Genomic DNA, 18,967 nt, shown 5'->3' on the forward strand with positions numbered 1-18,967 from the left:
CCACGGAGATGAGGGGGCCGAACATGAGCCCCTGGCCGCCGCCGATGAGGACGGCGGTGAACTGGAACCAGAGGAGGAACGGCTCCGTCTGGGTGAAGGCGAGGGTCGCGAGTGCGGCGAGGCCCAGTGCCTGCGTCCCGGCCCCCAGGATCATCACGCGCGGTCCCATCCGATCCAGCAGGCGCGTGGCGAACAGGGAGACGACGATGAAGGCCCCGCCGTTGACGATGAGGCCGGTGCCCGCTGTGAGCGGCGCGATCCCCAGCCCCTCCTGTGTGAGCACGGCGTAGTTGTACATGAAGGAGGAGAGCATGACGAAGAACAGCAGCGCCAGTGCCATCCCGATGGCCACGGCGGGCACGCGGATGACCGGGAGCGGGAGGATCGCGGGCCGTGCCGCGGCGGAACGGCGGCGGAGGTGGAGGGCGAGGAGCAGCGCGCCCACGGCTGATCCCGCGAGGAGGGCCGCGGTGAGGGCGAGCTGGCCGGGGGAGTCCAGCGGGCGGAGGGGATCCACGGCCGAGGCGTTGGTGAGGCCCGTGATGAAGCACAGGAGGGCGCCGGCCAGGATGACGGAGCCGAGGCCGTCGATGCCCTCGGGTGTGGGCGAACGGGACTCCGCCAGGTAGCCGGATCCGGTCCAGGCGAAGGCGGCGATGACGGCGATGGTCATGAGCGCTCCGCGCCAGGCCAGCTCCGGCGGCAGGAGGCCGATCACCGCGCCGCCCAGCACGTTCCCGCCGATGGTCCCGGACCCGGCGCAGACGCTGTAGAGGCTGATGGCGCGGCTGCGGGCCGCGCCGTGGAGGGTGGCCTGGATGCTGGAGAGGATCTGCGGGGTGGTGAGGGCGGCGGCGCACCCCTGGAGGAGCCGGCCGAGGATGAGCAGCTCCTGGGTGGGGGCCAGGGCCGTGAGGATGGAGGTGACGAGGATGGAGGCGATCCCGATGCGGAAGAGCCGCTTGCGTCCGTAGGTGTCGCCCAGGCGGCCGCAGATGATGAGGCCGGCGGCGAAGGAGACGGAGTAGGCGCCGATGACGAGAGTGGTGCGCGAGGCTGGGAGCTCCAGGGCGACCTGCATGCCGGGGGCGGCGATGTTGGCGACGCTGAAGGTGTACGTCGACAGGAAGGTGGCGACGTACAGCGGCCAGATGCGCGGCTTCTTCCGGCGCGAAAGCGACTCTGCTCCCATGCTCGGACCTTATCGCACGTTCGGTCAGTGTCTTGGTCAGTAGAGGGTTCTTTGCCTTCGGGAGGATGTGACCCAGCTCGCGCCGGGGTGATTGGCTTTCGGGTGAACGGCTCATGTAGAGTTCTTCTCGGAGGATTCGCCTAGCGGCCTATGGCGCACGCCTGGAACGCGTGTTGGGTTAACGCCCTCAGGGGTTCAAATCCCCTATCCTCCGCAGTTGGAAGCCCCCGGAAAACCGGGGGCTTCCGCTTGTTTCCGGGGTTGTGTCCGTGCCTGCCTCTAGCCTCGGCCGCATGACGCTTCACCCGGATCTTGCGCCCCCAACCGGTACCCCTGCGGAACCTGCCATCGCCGTGGACTTCGACAGGGCCGCTGACGTTTCCGGATCAGCCTTCGGCGTCACTCCCGAGGTCCTGATCCTCAATGCCCGTGAGCCCTCGCCCCACGGCGCGCATCGCGCACCGGTGCCGGTGTTCGCGCATGTCGAATGGGAGACGGGCACGGAGGTCATGCAGCTGGCGGCGGTGCAGTACGACATCGCCGCGCAGACGGTGAAGGTGGTCCTCCCCGACCCGCGCTGCAGCGCGCGGTCCGTGTGGCTGGGGATGGGTGACATCCGCATCGACGACGGGCAGGCGGCTCCGCCTCGAACCTGGATCGGCAGCTGATGAACCGGCCTGAGGTGCCCCGGGATCCTTCGTCGCATGCAGCAGAAGCCGCACACGTGTCAGCAGCCACAGGTGTGCGGGCGGAGACAGATCGACTGCGGGCTCGGCTGGGGCGCGCCCGCTGAGTGCTCATCCGAGAGAACGGCGGGACGACAGCGCTGAGAGAACGTGGCCTCAGCGCTGTCGCCCCGGGTTTCCGCTTCCTTCCACATCAGTCGTAGGGCTGTCGGAGTTCACTCACACGGCATACAGAAGCCGACTGGCGTACCGCGGATCAGCCAGAGGCCTGGTGGCGAGCCGGACCAGCGCAAGCGGGTTGTCGTCACCGGCAACTCGATTCGCGCTCAGCTCGCCGCACGATGCGCAGCAGTGGATGATCAGCCATTCGCCGTCCTGGCGCACGGACATGCACAAGGCCTCCATGCGGCCATGGCAGGCCTCGGCCCGGTCGCCTGGAATCCTCTTGTCCACATGCCTGCTCGCCAGGCAGTGCGGGCAATGATTGCGATGGGCGGTTCCAAGGGCAGTCACCGAGACGTCGAGTCGGCAGGACACACAACGGAAGTCGTTGGCCTGGTGTCCTCCACGGGAGTGCAGGACGTCCTTTCGGCGCTGCGGGCTGCGAGTGCGTGCGTTCTTTCGAGACATGGCTGCAGACCTTCCTCACCCCTCACATGGTCCCGAAGGCTTCGAGAGGGAAGGGCGGCTGGGCCAGGGGACGGACCGCCAGGCGCATCAGGATGAGCTGATTGTCGTCGCACCGGGCCGGACTCGAGGTGAGTTCGTCGCAGCGGACGCACCTGTGGATCACCATCCAGTCACCGCTGCGAAGCACGGCGACGGCGATGGGTGACATCTCGCCTTCGCACTCGCCCGGGCCGCCGGCCGCGTGGTCGTGCACATGCTGCGAGCGCAGGCACGAAGGGCAGTGGTTGCGCGGTTCGCCGTCCGGGGCGTACTCGGGCACAGTCAGCCTGCACCAGGTACAGGTGAAAGCGCCGAGGTTGAGAGTAGGGGTTGATTCGGTGGTGCAATCGGACACCGGGGTGCTCCTCACTGGGAAAAGACATAACAGCAAGAGCAGGCCGAGTGGCCCCGTCAGGGAGTGGTCCGACGTCGTATTCGTGACGTGGGCATACTGAAGAACCGAATGTCTCGTCCGGCAGAGTTCAGCTGCGGACGGTCATGCGGAATGGCGAGGCGCACTCAGCGCGAGCCGGAACATCAAACACCTATTTCCAGGACCCGCAAGTCCAGAGAGAATCAACAAGAATTCCATCATGGTACCGGTGGGCGGCATGCCCCTGTCAAAACTTCCGTACCCGGCACCGCCGCGGGCTTCGGCAGGGACGCAGGCGGCTCCGCCTCACTCGTGGTCCCTCACCGTTTCGTCCAGATGCGGGTGTTGAGATCGAAGTGCTCTGCGAGCGACAGGAAGAGGACCAGGTCCTCATAGATCTCCCTGGCGGTGGCCTTCGGATCAGGATCGGCGAAGTCGGCGGAGAAGCGATCGGAATCGGCCACGACGCCCACGTGCATCCGCGTGCCGGTGAAGGACACGGCCACGTGCGGGGAGTCGAGGCGCGCGGCCAGCGTGCTGATCGCGTCCATGAGCTGAGGGGTCAGCAGATAGCGCGCCTCGGCCTGGTCGTTCGTCCAGCAGTGAAAGCGTTCCATGAGCCGGGTGTCCTCGAGCCTCATCGGCTCCAGCCCCTGCCGCGCCGCGCTCTCCTCCGAGAGCGTGCGCAGCGCCAGCGGCTTCTCCGCCCGCGGCAGGAGGTAGGTCCGGGACGTGAACTCCTTGTGGAAGTCCGCGCTGAAGAAGACGAGCGAGGCCCCCAGCGCGGCGTTCACCGATTCGAGTCCCTCCGCCGCCGGGCGCAGTGCCTTCTGCACCTGCTTCCCCACGAGGCCGCCGCCGCTGCGCCCGGGCTGAGCCATCCGGTGCTCGCGCAGCTCGCGTGTGCCCCGTGCCCCGTCCGTCCGCCGGACCTCCCGGGAGAGGCTGCGCTCCTTCCTGGCCCAGGTCTGCTGCCTGCGTGCCTCGTGCGCCCTCTGCCTCTCCCTGCTCTCCGCACTGAGCTCCGGTTCCGAGAGCTCCCACTTCAGATCCCCGAGCATGAAGTCCGTCTGCCCGAACCGTCCGGTGAAGAAGTCCTCCTGCGGCACGGACGCGTCCGTGAGGAATCCGGCGCTGCGCAGCACCCGCTGGGGGACGGCACCGTCAGGCTCATAGCGCGCCTGCAGACGTGCACCGTCCCTCCCGCTCATGCCGGCGGCGAGCTGCTCGAACAGCGGTGCCACCACCTCGGCGGTGTGCCGTGAGGAGGCCCGCGAGTACGTGCGCCACACGGCCAGCGCCGGAAGGCCCAGCAGGAGGACGCCCGTTCCGATCGCCCCGCCGACGATGAGGGCGTCTGCCGATCCCAGCAGGAAGATCCCGCCCAGGATCAGCAGGAGACCCAGCATCATCGACAGCGTCAGCAGACAGCCCAGGGGACTGTTCCTGCGCAGGAGGGCCGACTGCCGCGAGATGTCCGCCGCCGGTGCCTGGACCTGTGCCCAGACCCGCTCGAATTCCGGGGCGTCGATGCGATGCAGTGCGCTCATGAGCCGAGGAACCCTCCCAGGTCGTACTGCTCGCGCTTGACCGCGTTCGTCAGCTCGAACAGCTCGTGGTCGCGGAATCCCAGGAGCCCGGCGACGAGTACGGTGGGGAAGACCTGCCGGCGCGTGTTGTAGTCCGTCGCCGTGCTGTTGTAGACGCGGCGGGCGGCCTGCAGGCGCTCCTCCGTCTCGTTGACGGTCCGCTGCAGCAGCTCGACATTCTGCTGGGTGCGCATCTCCGGATAGGCCTCGACCGCTGCGAGCAGGGACCGCTCGGCGCGCCCGAGGGCCTCGCCCAGCTCGGCCTTCTCCGTGACGCTCAGCTGCTCGATCCCACGCCCGGTGCGCAGGGCGGTGGCCCCGAGCATCATCTCCACCTCCTTCCCGACCGCGCCCGAGGCCGCCTCGGCCTGCGCCTTCACCTGGTCGAAGCGGGTCTCCAGGGCGACGTCGATGCCCCTGAGGGCCTCGTGCGAGCGATTGCGCGCCCGCACGAGGCGGTTGCGGACGGTGATGAGCCAGACGGCGAAGGCGATGATGACGACGCACGCGGCGGTGATGACGGCCCAGGGCGGCATGGGAACCTCTCGGGTCGGGGTCAGGTGCATCCGAGCCGGAGGGACGCGCACCGGTGCGGGACTCTTCCGGAACGGCAAGGTGCCCTAAGCGTACGACATGGGTGCGCGGCAGGCGGTGCGGATGAATTCCCCGGCACGAGGCCTTCCGGCGTGACGCTGCCAGGGGGAACGGGCGCCCCGGACAGCGGCCGCCCGGTGTGAGAATGAGGGCATGGAATGGCCCGCACACCCCACCGAGACCTGCCTCGCCCGCCTGCGTGCAGGCGGGCGAGTGGTGGTCCCCGGCTCACGGCTGCGGGGCGTGGCCGCACTCGTGGGCTCTGTCCTGTTCACCGTGGTCTGCGCTTCCCTGCTGGTGTTCTTCCTCAGATCCGCAGTGCTCGCCGCGGACGCGGAGCAGTGGTGGGCGACCCTCCTCCATCCCGTCACCTGGGCATCTCTGGCGGGCATCGTGTTCTTCGGCCCCGTGGGCGTCCCGCTGCTCATCCGGCGACTGCTGCGACGCGAGGCGCTCGTCCTCTCGCCCCGGGGGCTCAGCGGCTGCCGGTACAGAGACCTCGGCGGCGGGCAGACGGCGGAGGTCCCCTGGTCGGACATCGCAGGGTTCGAAGGTCGCCGCGGACCCAGAGGAGCGGGGTTCACGGTGCAGTACACCCTCACGGCTGAAGGGCAGGCCCGCCTGCAGCGCAGCCTTGCCGCACACGGCACGAGGGCACCTGCGCGCACCGTGTTCACCGTGCGCCCCGGATTCGAAGGCGGCCCGCGCCGGCTCCTCGCGTTCCTCACCGCCGCGCACGCCTCCGCGCTGGCGCAGCCGCCCCGGCAGCACCCCTTCCGTGCATAGGATCCCGTCACGACGGAACCGGAGAACACCGGGCCCGAGGTGCGGGCGGGGAGGGCGGCCGTCCTCGGCAATGTGGGCGGACAGACGCAGGCGCTGCGGGTCGTGCTGGAGGATCTGGGGGTGCGGTTCGAGACCGGAAGCCGCGCCCCGGCGGGTGCGGACTGGGCGTCCGTGGCCCTCGACTGGCCGGAGGACCTCCACGTCGTGCAGGTGAGCGACCTCGTCCATCGCGGACCGGATTCGCCGGGGGCGGTCGTCCTCGCGGACAGGCTGCTGCAACGCGGGGTCTGGACGCAGCTGGTGGGCAACCACGAGCAGCTGTACAGCTGTACGTGGACCGGCCGGTGTTCCAGTGGCGCGAGCGGATCGAGGACGGAGCCGCGGCGCTCCTGGCGGACTGGTGGCACAGCGGGCTCATTGTTCCCGCCGCCGCGGTCGAGACGGCGGACGGCGGCGACTGGCTCCTCACCCATGCCGAGGCCCGCGCGGATGGCGCGCTGTGGTTCCCCGGCGAGATGCTCACGGGCGTCGACGACATCTGCGCGGGCCCCGTCTGGGCGTCGTCGGCGCGGGAGGTCTATCCCTCCTGGCTGCGCGCGCAGGCGCCCATGCCCTTCCACCAGGCGCACGGGCACTCGACCGCGCTGGCCTGGGACCGCGGTCTGTGGTGGGCGGAGACGTGGGTGCGTCCGTCGCTCACCGTCCACGCGGATCTGGGCCACATCGTCTTCCGGGCAGGCGGGCGGAGCATCGTGGGGATCGACCCGGGCCACGGCGTCAGTCCTGCGCCGGTCTACGCCCCGCTCGTCCTCGCGGACGGGGTGGTGCGCGTCTGAGGGCGGGGGCAGAGGACGACGGAGAGCACGGGCGCGACGGTGGCCTTCTCGCCGCCTCCGGCGCCTTTGACGCCGGGCCCGGCCGCCGGAGAGAATTCGTCCCGACAGCGCTCCCGGAGCGCACTCGCAGATGGAGGCAGCGCTCGCCATGATCCCCGTTCGGCCCGGTCCCGATCAGATCGTCCACCTCGTCGAGGCCGAACTCGAGGACGCCGCCGCCGTCCTCGCCGTTGCCTTCCACGACTACGCCTGGACGCGCTGGGTGATTCCGGAGGACGGCTACGGAGAGCGTCTCAGACAGCTGCAGCGGCTCTACCTCGCGCATGCCCTCGGGCACGGGAGCGTGCTGCGGACGGCGGACTTCTCCGGAGTCGTCGCTCTGCTGCCCGTCGCCGCCCCGGAGCCCGCGCCGGAGGTGTATGAGCGCATCCGCGCGCTGCACGGAGATCGCCTCGGACGCCTCGGCGGCGTCGAGTCCCCTGAACCGGAGCTCCCGGCCGCACAGGCCCTGGCTGCCCCGCTCCCCGCCGCGGACTGGACCCTGGAGACGGTGGGCGTACTCTCGTCCGCACAGGGCAGAGGTATCGGCGGAAGACTCGTGGACGCCGGTCTCAGAACTGCGCAGGCGCGCGGCGCCTCGGCGGTCGGGCTGGAGACCTCCGACGAGCGCAATGTCGCGCTCTACCGGCGGCACGGTTTCGAGGTGGTCGCGCATCAGCGTCCGGAGTGCGGCCCGCAGATCTGGACCCTGCGCGCTGAGATCCCCTGAGCCGCAGCTCGCCTGGACCCGGAAGCCCCTGAGCCCGGAGCGCCTCGTGAGCCGCAGGGCGCCTGTGCGGCCCTATGCTTGCCTCCACCGGGCGTCAGACGCCAGGTGTCCGTGAGTCCCTCAGATCCGCCTTCCCCGCAGGCCCAGCCAGCCCTTCCGGCAGCGGAGCTCGCGGTGGCCGCGCTCGGCCTCTGCGCGCATCCTGCTGTGGTGAATGCGCAGCAGAGCGGCGTCGTGGGCGGCACCGCCAGTGCCTACTTCATAGGCGTCGCGGGTTTCTTCAGCGCAGCCCTCGCCGCTCACCGACTCCTCCGCCGCTGCGTGCTTCCGCCCCCGCCGGTGAGCTCTCCAGAAGCCCAGCTCGCGACCGCCGGCGAGCCCACCAAGTGCTGCGGGTATGTGCTGCCGTCACGAGTCTCGCGGCGATGGTGCTCATGGGGTTCCGATCCCGCTGGGCGATGGGACTATCCAGGACAGAGGCACAGACGGCGAGCTTCCTCGACCACGTGCTCGATCTCGCTGTGATCGCCGTCTTCTCCGCCGCGCTGTACTGGTCGCCGCACGCCAGGCCGGTGTCATGTTCGCGCCGCGGCAACGTCATCTCCCAGCTACGCGGCGCAGTGGTGTTCGGCTGCCTCTGGATCACGGTCGCACTCATGCAGCTCATGGCCTACGGCATCCCCTACCCGGACGGCCTCGGCGTCGGCGGGACGCTGCTCATCGCACTGCTCGGCCTCGTCTGGCCGTTCACCGTGGCACTCATGGCACTGGCGACTGTGGAGATCTCGCGGGATCGCCGGGCCTCACAGCGGGGAGGCCCGTCCCTCGCGCAGGCGCCCGAGGCCGGCTGATCTTGCCCGAGGCAGTCTGAGCACATCCGGTGCGGTGCCACAGGGCAGCGTGCGGTGTGGCACCGCATGTCGGCAGAGCCCCGGGCGGAGCGACCGTTCTGCTACCGTCACCGGTGCTCATTCCCGCTGCGGAGAGGAAGTCCCCCGTGCCCGGCATCGCCCACGGAGTCGCACCGACTGCTCACGCAGTGACGCGCTGCGCTCCCGCCGCTCCGACCCCTGCCGCCCCCGATCCCGGCAGGGCGACTCCCGTTCCCGGCTCGCCCGCCGTTGCCGCCGCTCCCGCGAACGGCCCGGGCACAGCGGAACTGTCCTCGGCCGCGGGCGCGGGAGACGGGCCGGGGAGCGCTCGCACGGCACTCCGCGTGGTGACGGTGAGCGCGCGCGACCCCCTGGCAGCGCCCTTGCTGACCGATCTGGGCCGCGAGTACGACGAGCGCTATGCGGACATGCGGGTGAGCGGGGACGGGATCAAGGAGATCGACCGGTACCCGGCCGGGGCCTTCGATCCGCCCCACGGCTGCTTCCTCCTGCTGCTCGAGGGCGATGTGCCCGTCTCCGGCGGCGCGTTCATGCGCTATGACGAAGCGACTGCGGAGCTCAAGCGCATCTGGACCAGCGCCGATCACCGGGGCCGGGGCTTGGGCCGGCGGATCCTCGCTGAGCTCGAGCATCGCGCCGCTGCCCAGGGATACACGCGCGCCTTCCTCACGGCCGGCCCGCGTCAGCCCGAGGCGGTGGCGCTGTACCTGCGCAGCGGATACACGCCTCTCTACGACCGTTCGCTGCCTCCCGAGGAAGTGGGCATGCACCCCTTCGCGAAGTCGCTGCGGGACTGAGGCAGGCGCACCGCGGCCAAGGTGCCTGCCGTGCAGCGCGGCGGAGCAGCCCGCCGGCTCACCCGGTGGCTTGCAGGCAGGTTCGCCCGGCGGCCGGTCGTGAGGTGCCCGCAGCTTTCTCGCTGAGCAGGGGTGCATTCGGCGCCGGCAGGCGCACACTGTGAGTCATGTCCCCTACACGGCGCACCCCACGCACGGGCACTCGGCACAAGGCACACGATTCCGAAGGCACAGCCGCCGCTGCACCCGGGACGGCGCCCGACGACAGGACCGCACGCGGCCGCGGCGGGTCCGCCGCCGTGATCGGCAGCCTCGGTGTGGTGTTCGGGGACATCGGCACGAGTCCGCTCTACGCCATGCGCACAGCCTTCAGCATGGACCACAACGCCGTGGCGCCCACGCCTGCGAACGTCTACGGCATCATCTCCCTGGTGCTCTGGACGCTCACGCTCATCGTCACGGTCAAGTACGTGCTGCTCGTGACGCGGGCGGACAACGACGGACAGGGCGGCATCCTCGCACTGGTGGCCCTCCTGCGACGGCGGATCACCGGCCGCAGGGGCGTCCTCGTCGTCACCGCGCTGGGCATGCTCGGGGCAGCGCTGTTCTACGGAGACTCCGTCATCACCCCCGCGATCTCCGTGCTCAGCGCCGCGGAAGGCCTCACCACTCTCTCACCGGGCCTCCAGCCCCTCGTGGTGCCGGTCTCCGCAGGCATCCTCGCGCTGCTCTTCGCGGTGCAGCCGTTCGGCACGGGAAAGGTGGGACGTGCATTCGGGCCCGTCATGCTGGGCTGGTTCCTCGTCATGGCCGCGCTCGGAGTGCCGCATGTGCTCGCCCATCCGGAGATCCTCATGAGCCTGTCCCCGCACTGGGCGGTCGAGCTGATGCTCCGCCAGCCCTTCGCCGCCTTCGTCCTCCTGGGCGCCGTGGTGCTCACGGTCACCGGGGCCGAGGCCCTCTACGCGGACCTGGGGCACTTCGGTGCCCGGGCAGTGCGGACGGCCTGGCTGGCCGTGGCCCTTCCCGCCCTCGCCCTCGTCTACCTCGGCCAGGGCGCGAGCGTCCTCACGGCCCCGGCCTCGGCGAGCGATCCCTTCTTCCGCCTCGCGCCCTCTGCTCTCCAGGCGCCGCTGCTGGTGCTTGCGATGGCGGCGACGGTCATCGCCTCCCAGGCGGTGATCTCCGGGGCCTTCTCCGTCACCCGCCAGGCGATCCGGCTGGGTCTGCTGCCGCGGCTCACGGTGCGCCACACCTCGGCCCGGGAGGAGGGCCAGATCTACCTGCCCACCGTGAACTGGGCGCTCTTCGCCGGTGTGATGTCCCTGGTGCTCGTCTTCTCCTCCTCCGAGAGGCTGGCGGGGGCCTATGGGCTCGCGGTGACGGGGACGCTCCTGCTGGAGTCCGCTATCTTCCTGGTGTTCGCCCACACGGTCTGGCGCTGGGGCCCGTGGCGGATCGCCGCCTATGTCTGCGCGGTGGGTCTGCTGGAGTGTCTGCTCTTCGCGGCGAACACCGTGAAGCTGCTGGTGGGCGGCTGGCTGCCTCTGCTGGTCGCCGGCATCGTGCTGGTCCTCATGGTGACCTGGCGGCGCGGGTACGAGAGGGTGTCCGCGGAGCGGAGGCGCATCGAGAGACCCCTCCTCCCGTTCATCCGCGGTCTGTCCGAGGAGCCGGTGCTCCGGACCCCCGGCACCGCGGTGTTCCCGCATCCGGATGCGCGGACGGCCCCCTTGGCGATGGTCCAGTGCGTGCGCAGCCTCCGCGCGCTCCACGCCCACGTGGTGCTGGTGCGCCTGGTCGACGCGAATGTGCCGCACGTGCCTGCAGAGCACCGCATCCGGGTGGAGGACCTGGGCCGTGCGGCCGGCGGCGGGGCTGCAGGCAGTGCGCACCGCAGCGTCACTCCGTCCCGGTGCGGGATCGTGCGGGTGACAGTGTCCGTGGGTTTCACGGACTCGCCTGACATCCCCCGCAGCCTCGCGCTCGCCGCACGGCAGCTGGAGGAGGCTGGCATCGCGCTCGACCTCGACGAGGTGCGCTACTTCCTCTCCGTGCTCGCGCTGCAGCCGCGTCGCACTCACCGGCTGCGCGAGTGGCGGCAGAAGCTGTTCCTCGCGCTGGAGAAGAACCAGGCGGATCGCACCGAGGCCTTCCGTCTGCCGCCGGACCGCACTATCGTGCTGGGCTCTGAGCTGGAGGTCTGAGCAGGGCGAGATCCGACCGCTCGTTCAGCGACCTCACGTTTCGCAGTGTTTGACGGTGTGCGCGCGGCTGCACGCATCCACACCGTCAAACACTGCGAAACGAAGGCACGAGCGCGGGTGCAGCCGGCAAGGCGGATCAGACACTGTGCGGAGCGGGCTCAGAACAGTGTGGGCACCAGCGGTTCCAGCGCGGGAATGCCGCCGAGGCCTGGGGTGCTGCCCGACGTGCGGCCGAGAGCGCTCCCCGTGGTGTCGCCCGGTCCGCCTCCCGAGGCCCCATGGGCTGAGCCGCCGGCCTCCTCGCCGGCCCCGATCTTGCGGCCGTAGCTGCCGTAGCCGCCGCGCCTGCCTCCCGGCGCTCCCGGCGCCCCCGGCGCGGCGGTCTTCTCCCGCTGTGCGCGCAGCCGGGCGAAGCGGCGGGCCTCCGGGGTGTCCTCGTCGGCGGAGGCGCTGAGCCCGTGCTTCCTCAGCAGCGGGCGCATGCGCTCGTCCAGCCATTCCCGGTACCGGGCAGAGGCATAGGAGGAACCTGCGTACATGCGCTGATACCGGGACGAGAGCTCAGGGTGCTCCCGGTCGATCCATGCGAGGAACCACTCCCTGGCCCCCGGCCGCAGGTGCAGAGCACCGTAGACCACGCGCGCGGCCCCGGCCTCCCTGATGGAGCGCAGCGCCTCGTCCAGCTGCGCGCGGGAGTCCGTGAGCTTGGGCATGACGGGCATGAGGAACACCGTCACGCGGAAGCCCAGATCCGCTGCCGCGCGCACCGTCGCCAGACGCGCGGCGGTGCGGGGTGTGCCCGGCTCCACGGCCTGCTGCAGCTTGTCGTCGAAGACCGCGATCGACATCGCGAGATCCACCTCCACCTGCTCCGCGGCCTGGGCCAGCAGCGGCAGATCCCGCCGCAGCAGGGTCCCCTTGGTGAGGACGGAGAAAGGGGTGCCGCTCTCCGCCAGCGCGGTGATGATCCCGGGCATGAGCCGGTAGTGGCCCTCAGCGCGCTGATAGGGGTCCGTGTTGGTGCCCAGCGCGACATGCTCCCGTGACCACCGCGGGCGCGCGAGTTCTGCGGCCAGGACCTCCGCCGCATTCACCTTCACCACCACCTGCCTTTCGAAGTCCCTGCCGGCATCCATGTCCAGATAGGTGTGGGTGCTGCGTGCGAAGCAGTACACGCAGGCGTGCGAGCAGCCGCGGTAGGGGTTCACGGTCCAGCGGAAGGGCATCGAACTGGCCGGCGGCACCTTGTTGAGCGCGGACTTGGCGAGGACCTCATGGAAGGTCATCCCGGCGAACTCCGGCGTGCGCACGCTCCGCAGCAGTCCGCGGAGGCTGAAGAGCCCAGGGGCGGCTTCCGCGGGAGCTGAAGCGGGGGAGGGCTCCGCGGCATCCGCACCCGAGGCCGGCTCAGGTGTGCGGGAGGTGGCGGCTTCCGTGGTCCAGCGCATGACAGCAGTCGAACACACGTTCTAAATCATGTCAATGCAGTACCCCCCCCGGGGCGGTGGGCGGGAGGCTGCGGTGCCTCCGGTCTCGGCCCATGGGTGTGAGGTGGCCGTCATCCTTCGCAATCAAGCCCCTCCGGCGGGGGCGGCTCCGATAGTGTGGCTCCGCTCCCGTGCGTGCCGGTGCTCAGGTCCGGCGCGCACATCCCGGCAGACGAAAGGCCTCATCCATGTCGCGATCCCTCACCACTGCGATCCTGCGAGGCGCAAGCGGCGCCACCATCTTCAACGCCGGCGTGGAGAAGCTGGGTCTGAGCGAATCGAGCGCCGGCTACCTGCAGTCGATGGCGGCGAAGGGGTTCCCCGTCCTGGCGGAGCTCGACGCACAGCAGTTCGGCAAGCTGCTCGCCGCTGCGGAGATGGCGGTGGGTGCCGCTCTGCTCGCGCCGTTCATCCCCACGCGCCTGGCCGGACTGGCATTGGGCGGATTCAGCGCGGGGATGCTCACCATGTACTTCCGCACGGAGGAGTTCACCAAGGGCGACGGCATCCGGCCCCAGGGAGAAGGCGTCTCCGTCTCGCACAACGTCTGGCTCGCCGCGATCGCTGCGGCACTCGTCATCAGGGGCGGCTCGCGCAGGAAGTGAGCCGCGCATGCACGCAGCCGCGCAGGCGGTGCGAAGGCCCGTCCGCACCGGGTGCCTCCCGGTGCGGACGGGCCTTCGCCGTGTTCGCCGGCGATGAGCGCTCGGCGGCGTGAGCGCATGCGGACGACGGTGCCGATCAGCTGCCCCGCTCGTCCTCCCGGCCTGCGGTGGCGGAGCCCGTCCCCGGCTCGGGCTGGGGGCTCGCGGCGGCCTCGGCGGCGGCCCTGCGCGCCTCCTCCGGCTCTGCTCCCTCCCGCTCCTCCATGGGAGTCACGACCACGGGGCTGATCCGCTGGGCGAGGACCTGCCAGACCACGAATGCGAGGATGACGAGCGTGCCCACCCACAGGAAGACGTCCGAGGCCACGGTCACGCCGAACAGGCTCTCCGTCCAGCCGGTCCACTCCGGGGCCACGAGGGCGAGCAGGGCTGCGACGGCCAGCACGATGCGCTGCCACACGCCGGCCGGCCGCAGGAGATAGCCCTCGATCGCGACTGCCGCGCCCACCAGTGCCACACAGCCGGTCACCGTCGCCACGGTCACCTCCCACGGCGTCCCCGTGAGCAGGAGTGCCGAGTACGCGAACATCAGCGGGATGAAGTACAGGCCCTTGGCGAAGATCCATGCGTGGAAGGCCGAGCGCATGGGCGAGGAGTTCGCGATGCCCGCGGCGACGAAGGCCGCGAGCGCCACCGGCGGGGTCACGTTCGAGTCCTGGCTGAACCAGTAGACGATGAGGTGCGTGACGATGACCGCGAGACCCAGCTCCTGCAGGGCGGGGCCCGCGAGGATGATGAGCACCACGTACGAGGCCGTCACCGGCAGACCCACGCCCAGGATCAGCGAGGCCAGCGCCACCATGATGAGCGTGAGCAGCAGGCTGCCGGCGAATGCGCTCACCAGCACGTCCGAGATCACCAGGCCCAGGCCGGTGAGGCCCACGACCCCCACGATGATGCCCGCGATGGCACAGGCCGCACTCACCGGCAGGGTGTTGCGCGCGGCGATGACGAAGACCTCGCCGATGTCGCGCAGGCTCAGCCGGCTCATCGACCGCAGCATCGCCACGACGAACAGCGCCGCAGTGGCGTAGAGGCCCGCCCGGCCCGGCGGCACGTACTGCAGGAGGAGCACGATGAGGAGCACGAGCGGGGCGAGGAAGTGCCAGCCGCCCTTCATGACCTCCTTGAAGACCGGCAGCTGGTCCTTGGGGATGCTGGACATGCCGCGCTTGCGCGCCTTGATGTCGACGAACAGGTAGACGGTCCCGAAGTACATGAGGGCCGGGATGATCGAGACGAGGACGATCTCCGCGTACGGGATGCCGGTGCGCTCAGCGATGAGGAAGGCGCCCGCGCCCATGATGGGCGGCAGGATCTGCCCGCCCGTCGAGGCCGCCGCCTCCACGCCGGCCGCCTCCTCTTTATTGTAGCCCACCTTCTTCATCATGGGGATGGTGAAGGGGCCGGTGGTCGCGACATTGCCCAGGGCGGTGCCGGAGATCGAGCCCATCATGGCCGAGCCCACCACGGCCCCCTTCGCCGGCCCTCCGGGGTAGCGCCCGGTGAGCACGAAGGCGAGGCCGATGCAGAAGTTGCCGCCACCGGTCTTCTGCAGAAGGGCGCCGAAGAGGACGAAGATGAAGACGAAGGTGACGACCACGCCCAGGGTCATGCCGAGGATGCCGTCATTGCCCAGGTAGACGTAGGCGGAGAGCCGCTCGATGGTGGCCCCCCGGTGGTTGAACGCCCCGGGGAACCAGGGGCCCGCCCAGGCGTAGAACATGAAGGCGAGCACCAGCACGGACATGAACCAGCCCACTGTGCGGCGGGTGGCCTCGAGCAGGAGCACGATGAGCACGATGCCCAGCACCCAGTCGGTCGTCTCGTAGGCGCCGGCGCGCCGGGCCAGTTCCGCGGCGTTGACGATGGGATACACCGTCGCGGCCACGGCGGCGAGGACGAGGAGTGCGTCGAGTGCCAGCAGGGGGACGGAACGGCCCCATGCGGACTTCGCGGCGGGGACCGTGAGGAAGATGAGCGTGAGCACCAGGAGCAGGTGCACGAGGCGCTGCTGCCGTGCATCCATGTCGAAGGTGATGCCGATGTAGAGCTGGAACCCGCCGAGCGCGAGGGCGAGTGCGAGGATGATCCATCCCATCGCCCGCTGCAGTCCGCCGGTGCCCACGCGCTGCTCCGCCAGGCGCTGCCACAGCGGCTGAGTCGAGTCCTCCTGGTCCTCGTCCTCGGCGCTCACCTGCGCGTTCTCGCGGAACGCGTCCGGGAGCAGCTCGGCACCGTGGTCCTGGGAGGCATCCTTGAGGCCGGGCCGGCTCATGCCTGCCTCCCCGCCAGGACGGGCTGCCCGACCGCCGTCAGCTTCCGGTATCTCTTCTGCTCCTCGGACATATTCTGCTCCTCAGCTTCTTCGCCCAGCTTCTTCGCGCTGCGGCTTCTCAGCTCAGCGCGCACTCGGCATCGGCGGCCTTCAGCAGCCTGAGCGCCGAGACGCGCTGTGCGGTGATCGTGATGCGCTCTCCCGGCATGCAGGCCGAGAGCGCGAGTTCCGTGGTGTCGATCCGGAGGCGGTGGTCGACCTCGGGGGCTCCCGCGCGCAGGTGCATCTCCGCGCCTATGTCCCTGCCCATGTCGTCGATGACCCACCACCGGCCCTCCTGGCGACCGTGGCCGTGGCCCTCGATCTGGCCCATTCCCGCCCCGAACTGCCTGAGCCGCGTCCTCTCGACGACGAGCCGGCCCTCGTCCACCTGCAGGTCCTCTTCGATGGGCAGCCCGTCGATCGAATGGACGTAGGAGATCGAGAAGCGGTCGTGCCCGACGACGGCCAGGGTGCGCTCGCCGCCGGAGACGGTGACAGCCGGCCAGACGGGGGCGAAGGCGGCTGCCGCGGCTCCCGCGGCGAGCACCGCGAGCCCCACGGAGACGGCGGCTCGTGAGGTGCGCCTGGGACCCGAGGCGCACCTCGGCTCCGCGCTGTGCGCCGGCACCGCACCGCTCGCCGGACTCGTGCCGCCTGCGGGACCCGCACTGCCCGCGAGACCCTCCCCGCCGGCCGGCTCCGCACCGCCCGCCGTGCCCCCGTGCGAGGTCACCGCTCAGCCGGCGAGGTCTGCCGGCACCTCGATGCCGGCCTCCTCGAAGTACCGCATAGATCCGGCGTGGAACGGCACGGGGGAGTGCTCCATGTTCTCCGGGGTGATGTAGTCCTCGAGCGGTGCGTAGACCTCGGACAGCTGGTCCAGGTTGTCGAAGACGGCCTGCGTGAGCTCGTAGGCCTGGTCCTCGTTGAATCCCTCCGGGACCACGAGCACGTTCCACGTGGCGATGGTCTGCACGTCCTCGTCCACGCCGGTGTAGGTGCCCCCGGGGATCGTGTGCTCCGTGTAGCCGCCCGCGCCGTCGAGGATCTGTGTGATCTCGTCATCGCACATGGGGACCAGGGACACATCGTCCGTCGCGGCGAGCTCGTTGATGCCGCTGTGGCCCTCGCCCACCACCCAGGAGCCTGCGTCGAGGCCGCCGCTGGTGAGTGCGTTCGAGGTCTCCGCGTAGCCCAGCTGGCTGCGGTCGATGTCCGAGGTCACATCCAGGCCCAGGGACTCGAAGACCTGATTGGTCGTGGTCTCGTTGCCGCTGCCCACATCGCCCACCGAGTAGCGGTGCCCTTCGAGGTCCGCGAAGCACTCCAGGCCGAGCCGGTCCTGGATCGAGCTCAGAGTGACCGTGTGGTAGACGTTCGGGTAGAGCACTGCGAGGGCGCGGGTGGTGATCGGCTCCTCGTCGTCGAAGTCGCCGGTGGCGTTGTACGCCTGGTCGACCGAGTCGCCCTGGGCGATCGCGATGTCCGCGGAGCCGGAGTCGATGAGCCGGAGGTTCTCCACAGAGGCGCCCGTCGCCTCGACGGAGGCGGAGGTGCCCTCGAGGTTGTCTGCGATGACGCCGCTGAGCGCCCCGCCGATCGGGTAGTAGACGCCCGAGGTGCCCCCGGTGGCGATCGACATGCTCGAGATGCGGTCCATCTCCTCACCGTCGCCGCCCGCATCGGCCGGCTGACAGCCGCTGACCACCAACCCGACTGCGGCAGTGAGTGCGAGTGCGGCGGTTGCGCGGGGGTGTGCCTTCATGGGGAGCTCCTCGTCGAGTCGTGGCCGAACCGAGGTCGCAGTGCATGCGACCATCTCCCCGCAAACTATGATGTCACTCACAGCGATGTGAACGTCAGCGCCCATTCTTGAGGAAGACTTGAGACTCGGGGGAAGCCGCGGCGGCGGGGCTCGCGGCCGAGCTCATGGCCTCGGGGCCCGCAGGCGAGGCGGCCGACGGGATTCACTGCGGAGGGGCAGACGGGTGGAGCGAAGGGGGAGCGGATGCGGATGCGGATCGGGCGCCCGGCGGCCCTGCTCTGCCTCGCGCTGGTCCTCGCCCTGAGCAGCTGCACGGAGGCGCGGCGCGCGGCTCCGGCGGTCATCGCCACGGGGCCGCAGGGCGGCGTCTATCACGCGCTGGGGACGGCGTTCGAGGAGGTCAGCGCCGACTGGCGGGTTCCGCTCACCGCTCTGGCCTCGGGCGCCTCGGTCGCGAACCTCGAGCAGGTGGGTGCCGGGGAGGCGGATCTGGGGTTCGCGCTCGCAGACATCGCCGCGCTGGCCGTCGCCGGGGACCCACCCTTCGACTCGCCGCAGCCCATCAGCGCCCTCGCCAAGCTCTACGACAACCACACCCACCTGATCGTGCAGGACGGCTCTGAAGTCCGGCAGCTCGCCGACCTGGGCGGTGCGCTCGTGGCGCTGGGGCCGGAGGGCTCCGGCACGGAGCTCATGTCCGGCCGTCTCCTCGAGACCGCAGGTCTGATGGGCCCCGAGGCCGGTCCCGCCCGGGTGGAGACGGTGACGATGGACCTGCTGGAGTCCACGCAGGCTCTGGCCGAGGGTGAGATCGACGCGCTCTTCTGGTCCAGTGGGATTCCCGCCGAGGCCGTGACGGTGCTGGCGGAGACCACTGCGGTGAGGCTCATCGACCTCTCGGAGTGGGTCGGTCCGCTCACGGAGCGGTATGGCGGTCACTATGCCGAGGTTCCGGTGCCGGTGGATGCCTATCCGGGAGTGCCCGGTGTGCGCACGGTGGGCGTGGCGAGCCTGCTGGTCGCCCACTCGGGCCTGGCGCGGGGCACGGTGGACGCGCTCACCGAGGACCTGTTCGCCTCACGCGAGGCGCTCGTGGTGCACCATCCCTCGATCCGGCAGCTCAGTGAGCGGGCGGCCATCGGCACGCTGCCGGTGCCGCTGCATCCGGGTGCCGCGGACTACTTCAAGCGCGTGAAGACCGCCCAGCACTGAGGTCCTCCCGGCGGCGGTGTCGCTGAACATGACGGTCCAGCAGGCAGGGGCGATCGTCGGCCCGATCCTCGGCGGTCTGCTGATCCCGGTCACAGGGTTCGCCCTGCTCTACCTGCTCGACGCGTTC

Annotated in this window: 18 protein-coding genes and 1 tRNA gene; 10 read left to right on the forward strand and 9 right to left on the reverse strand. The window is 70.3% G+C overall.

What is annotated here, in order from left to right; all coding sequences use genetic code 11:
* Nucleotides 1-1,192: MFS transporter (locus tag Q0A33_RS14995; RefSeq protein ID WP_291798614.1), on the reverse strand; the 1,192-nt coding region annotated here is incomplete at its 3' end.
* 129 nt (nucleotides 1,193-1,321) lie between these two features.
* On the opposite strand from Q0A33_RS14995, the gene Q0A33_RS15000 reads away from it, so the two are divergent.
* Nucleotides 1,322-1,406, forward strand: a tRNA-Ser gene (locus Q0A33_RS15000).
* Nucleotides 1,407-1,485: 79 nt separating this feature from the next.
* The gene (locus Q0A33_RS15005) at nucleotides 1,486-1,860 is read left to right on the forward strand and encodes a hypothetical protein (protein ID WP_291798618.1); all 375 of its coding nucleotides are present in this window, start codon (nucleotides 1,486-1,488) and stop codon (nucleotides 1,858-1,860) included.
* Nucleotides 1,861-2,097: 237 nt separating this feature from the next.
* Here the strand turns inward: Q0A33_RS15005 and Q0A33_RS15010 are convergent, their stop codons facing one another.
* The 4 genes from Q0A33_RS15010 to Q0A33_RS15025 form a co-directional block, all read right to left on the reverse strand.
* Nucleotides 2,098-2,508, reverse strand: coding sequence for an RNHCP domain-containing protein (locus Q0A33_RS15010; protein WP_291798621.1), 411 nt, complete (start codon nucleotides 2,506-2,508; stop codon nucleotides 2,098-2,100).
* A 22-nt stretch (nucleotides 2,509-2,530) separates the two neighbouring features.
* Complete coding sequence (locus Q0A33_RS15015; protein ID WP_363316630.1) at nucleotides 2,531-2,917, reverse strand: RNHCP domain-containing protein; 387 nt, start codon at nucleotides 2,915-2,917, stop codon at nucleotides 2,531-2,533.
* A 323-nt stretch (nucleotides 2,918-3,240) separates the two neighbouring features.
* Nucleotides 3,241-4,470, reverse strand: coding sequence for a DUF3137 domain-containing protein (locus Q0A33_RS15020; protein WP_291798627.1), 1,230 nt, complete (start codon nucleotides 4,468-4,470; stop codon nucleotides 3,241-3,243).
* Nucleotides 4,467-5,045, reverse strand: coding sequence for a LemA family protein (locus tag Q0A33_RS15025; protein ID WP_291798630.1), 579 nt, complete (start codon nucleotides 5,043-5,045; stop codon nucleotides 4,467-4,469). Before Q0A33_RS15025 ends, Q0A33_RS15020 begins: the two co-directional genes overlap by 4 nt.
* A 211-nt stretch (nucleotides 5,046-5,256) precedes the next feature.
* On the opposite strand from Q0A33_RS15025, the gene Q0A33_RS15030 reads away from it, so the two are divergent.
* The 6 genes from Q0A33_RS15030 (at nucleotide 5,257) to Q0A33_RS15055 (ending at nucleotide 11,391) form a co-directional block, all read left to right on the forward strand.
* A complete protein-coding gene (locus tag Q0A33_RS15030; RefSeq protein ID WP_291798633.1) occupies nucleotides 5,257-5,889 on the forward strand; it encodes a hypothetical protein in 633 nt (210 codons plus the stop codon).
* A gap of 332 nt (nucleotides 5,890-6,221) precedes the next feature.
* Entirely contained in the window at nucleotides 6,222-6,725 is a 504-nt protein-coding gene (locus Q0A33_RS15035) for a hypothetical protein (protein WP_291798636.1), read from the forward strand.
* Between the two features lie 130 nt (nucleotides 6,726-6,855).
* Nucleotides 6,856-7,494, forward strand: coding sequence for a GNAT family N-acetyltransferase (locus Q0A33_RS15040; protein ID WP_291798639.1), 639 nt, complete (start codon nucleotides 6,856-6,858; stop codon nucleotides 7,492-7,494).
* A 458-nt stretch (nucleotides 7,495-7,952) separates the two neighbouring features.
* The gene (locus tag Q0A33_RS15045; RefSeq protein ID WP_291798642.1) at nucleotides 7,953-8,345 is read left to right on the forward strand and encodes a hypothetical protein; all 393 of its coding nucleotides are present in this window, start codon (nucleotides 7,953-7,955) and stop codon (nucleotides 8,343-8,345) included.
* 374 nt (nucleotides 8,346-8,719) lie between these two features.
* Nucleotides 8,720-9,184 carry a GNAT family N-acetyltransferase gene (locus Q0A33_RS15050; protein ID WP_291798645.1) on the forward strand — a complete coding sequence of 155 codons (465 nt, stop codon included), beginning with the start codon at nucleotides 8,720-8,722 and terminating at the stop codon, nucleotides 9,182-9,184.
* A gap of 167 nt (nucleotides 9,185-9,351) precedes the next feature.
* Nucleotides 9,352-11,391 carry a KUP/HAK/KT family potassium transporter gene (locus Q0A33_RS15055; RefSeq protein WP_291798647.1) on the forward strand — a complete coding sequence of 680 codons (2,040 nt, stop codon included), beginning with the start codon at nucleotides 9,352-9,354 and terminating at the stop codon, nucleotides 11,389-11,391.
* A 158-nt stretch (nucleotides 11,392-11,549) separates the two neighbouring features.
* On the opposite strand, the gene Q0A33_RS15060 is transcribed toward Q0A33_RS15055, so the two are convergent.
* The gene (locus Q0A33_RS15060; protein WP_291798650.1) at nucleotides 11,550-12,839 is read right to left on the reverse strand and encodes an Rv2578c family radical SAM protein; all 1,290 of its coding nucleotides are present in this window, start codon (nucleotides 12,837-12,839) and stop codon (nucleotides 11,550-11,552) included.
* Between the two features lie 227 nt (nucleotides 12,840-13,066).
* Here Q0A33_RS15060 and Q0A33_RS15065 point away from each other — a divergent pair, with 227 nt between their 5' ends.
* On the forward strand, nucleotides 13,067-13,483 hold the full coding sequence (locus Q0A33_RS15065; protein ID WP_291798653.1) for a hypothetical protein: 417 nt from the start codon (nucleotides 13,067-13,069) through the stop codon (nucleotides 13,481-13,483).
* 136 nt (nucleotides 13,484-13,619) lie between these two features.
* Here Q0A33_RS15065 and Q0A33_RS15070 read toward each other — a convergent pair whose 3' ends face one another.
* From Q0A33_RS15070 to Q0A33_RS15080, 3 genes are all read right to left on the reverse strand, one after another.
* Nucleotides 13,620-15,821 carry a TRAP transporter fused permease subunit gene (locus Q0A33_RS15070; RefSeq protein WP_291798656.1) on the reverse strand — a complete coding sequence of 734 codons (2,202 nt, stop codon included), beginning with the start codon at nucleotides 15,819-15,821 and terminating at the stop codon, nucleotides 13,620-13,622.
* 118 nt (nucleotides 15,822-15,939) lie between these two features.
* Complete coding sequence (locus Q0A33_RS15075; protein ID WP_291798658.1) at nucleotides 15,940-16,596, reverse strand: DUF1850 domain-containing protein; 657 nt, start codon at nucleotides 16,594-16,596, stop codon at nucleotides 15,940-15,942.
* Nucleotides 16,597-16,599: 3 nt separating this feature from the next.
* Nucleotides 16,600-17,628: a TAXI family TRAP transporter solute-binding subunit gene (locus Q0A33_RS15080; protein WP_291798661.1), complete on the reverse strand. Its 1,029-nt coding sequence runs from the start codon at nucleotides 17,626-17,628 to the stop codon at nucleotides 16,600-16,602.
* A 249-nt stretch (nucleotides 17,629-17,877) separates the two neighbouring features.
* Between Q0A33_RS15080 and Q0A33_RS15085 the strand changes: the two genes are divergently transcribed.
* The gene (locus Q0A33_RS15085) at nucleotides 17,878-18,840 is read left to right on the forward strand and encodes a TAXI family TRAP transporter solute-binding subunit (protein ID WP_291798664.1); all 963 of its coding nucleotides are present in this window, start codon (nucleotides 17,878-17,880) and stop codon (nucleotides 18,838-18,840) included.
* Nucleotides 18,841-18,967: the final 127 nt, after the last annotated feature.

Origin of the sequence: Brevibacterium sp. (assembly GCF_022712115.1) — a bacterium.
Lineage (GTDB): Bacteria > Actinomycetota > Actinomycetes > Actinomycetales > Brevibacteriaceae > Brevibacterium > Brevibacterium salitolerans.

Bases quoted from the DNA above. Each gene is read 5' to 3' on its own strand.
- Q0A33_RS15005 (WP_291798618.1), top strand. From the start codon at position 1,486: ATGACGCTTCACCCGGATCTTGCGCCCCCAACCGGTACCCCTGCGGAA.
- Q0A33_RS15055 (WP_291798647.1), top strand. From the start codon at position 9,352: ATGTCCCCTACACGGCGCACCCCACGCACGGGCACTCGGCACAAGGCA.
- Q0A33_RS15060 (WP_291798650.1), bottom strand. From the start codon at position 12,839: ATGCGCTGGACCACGGAAGCCGCCACCTCCCGCACACCTGAGCCGGCC.
- Q0A33_RS15085 (WP_291798664.1), top strand. From the start codon at position 17,878: ATGCGGATCGGGCGCCCGGCGGCCCTGCTCTGCCTCGCGCTGGTCCTC.
- Q0A33_RS15020 (WP_291798627.1), bottom strand. From the start codon at position 4,470: ATGAGCGCACTGCATCGCATCGACGCCCCGGAATTCGAGCGGGTCTGG.
- Q0A33_RS15040 (WP_291798639.1), top strand. From the start codon at position 6,856: ATGGAGGCAGCGCTCGCCATGATCCCCGTTCGGCCCGGTCCCGATCAG.
- Q0A33_RS15030 (WP_291798633.1), top strand. From the start codon at position 5,257: ATGGAATGGCCCGCACACCCCACCGAGACCTGCCTCGCCCGCCTGCGT.
- Q0A33_RS15045 (WP_291798642.1), top strand. From the start codon at position 7,953: ATGGGACTATCCAGGACAGAGGCACAGACGGCGAGCTTCCTCGACCAC.
- Q0A33_RS15025 (WP_291798630.1), bottom strand. From the start codon at position 5,045: ATGCCGCCCTGGGCCGTCATCACCGCCGCGTGCGTCGTCATCATCGCC.
- Q0A33_RS15070 (WP_291798656.1), bottom strand. From the start codon at position 15,821: ATGAGCCGGCCCGGCCTCAAGGATGCCTCCCAGGACCACGGTGCCGAG.
- Q0A33_RS15080 (WP_291798661.1), bottom strand. From the start codon at position 17,628: ATGAAGGCACACCCCCGCGCAACCGCCGCACTCGCACTCACTGCCGCA.
- Q0A33_RS15010 (WP_291798621.1), bottom strand. From the start codon at position 2,508: ATGTCTCGAAAGAACGCACGCACTCGCAGCCCGCAGCGCCGAAAGGAC.
- Q0A33_RS15065 (WP_291798653.1), top strand. From the start codon at position 13,067: ATGTCGCGATCCCTCACCACTGCGATCCTGCGAGGCGCAAGCGGCGCC.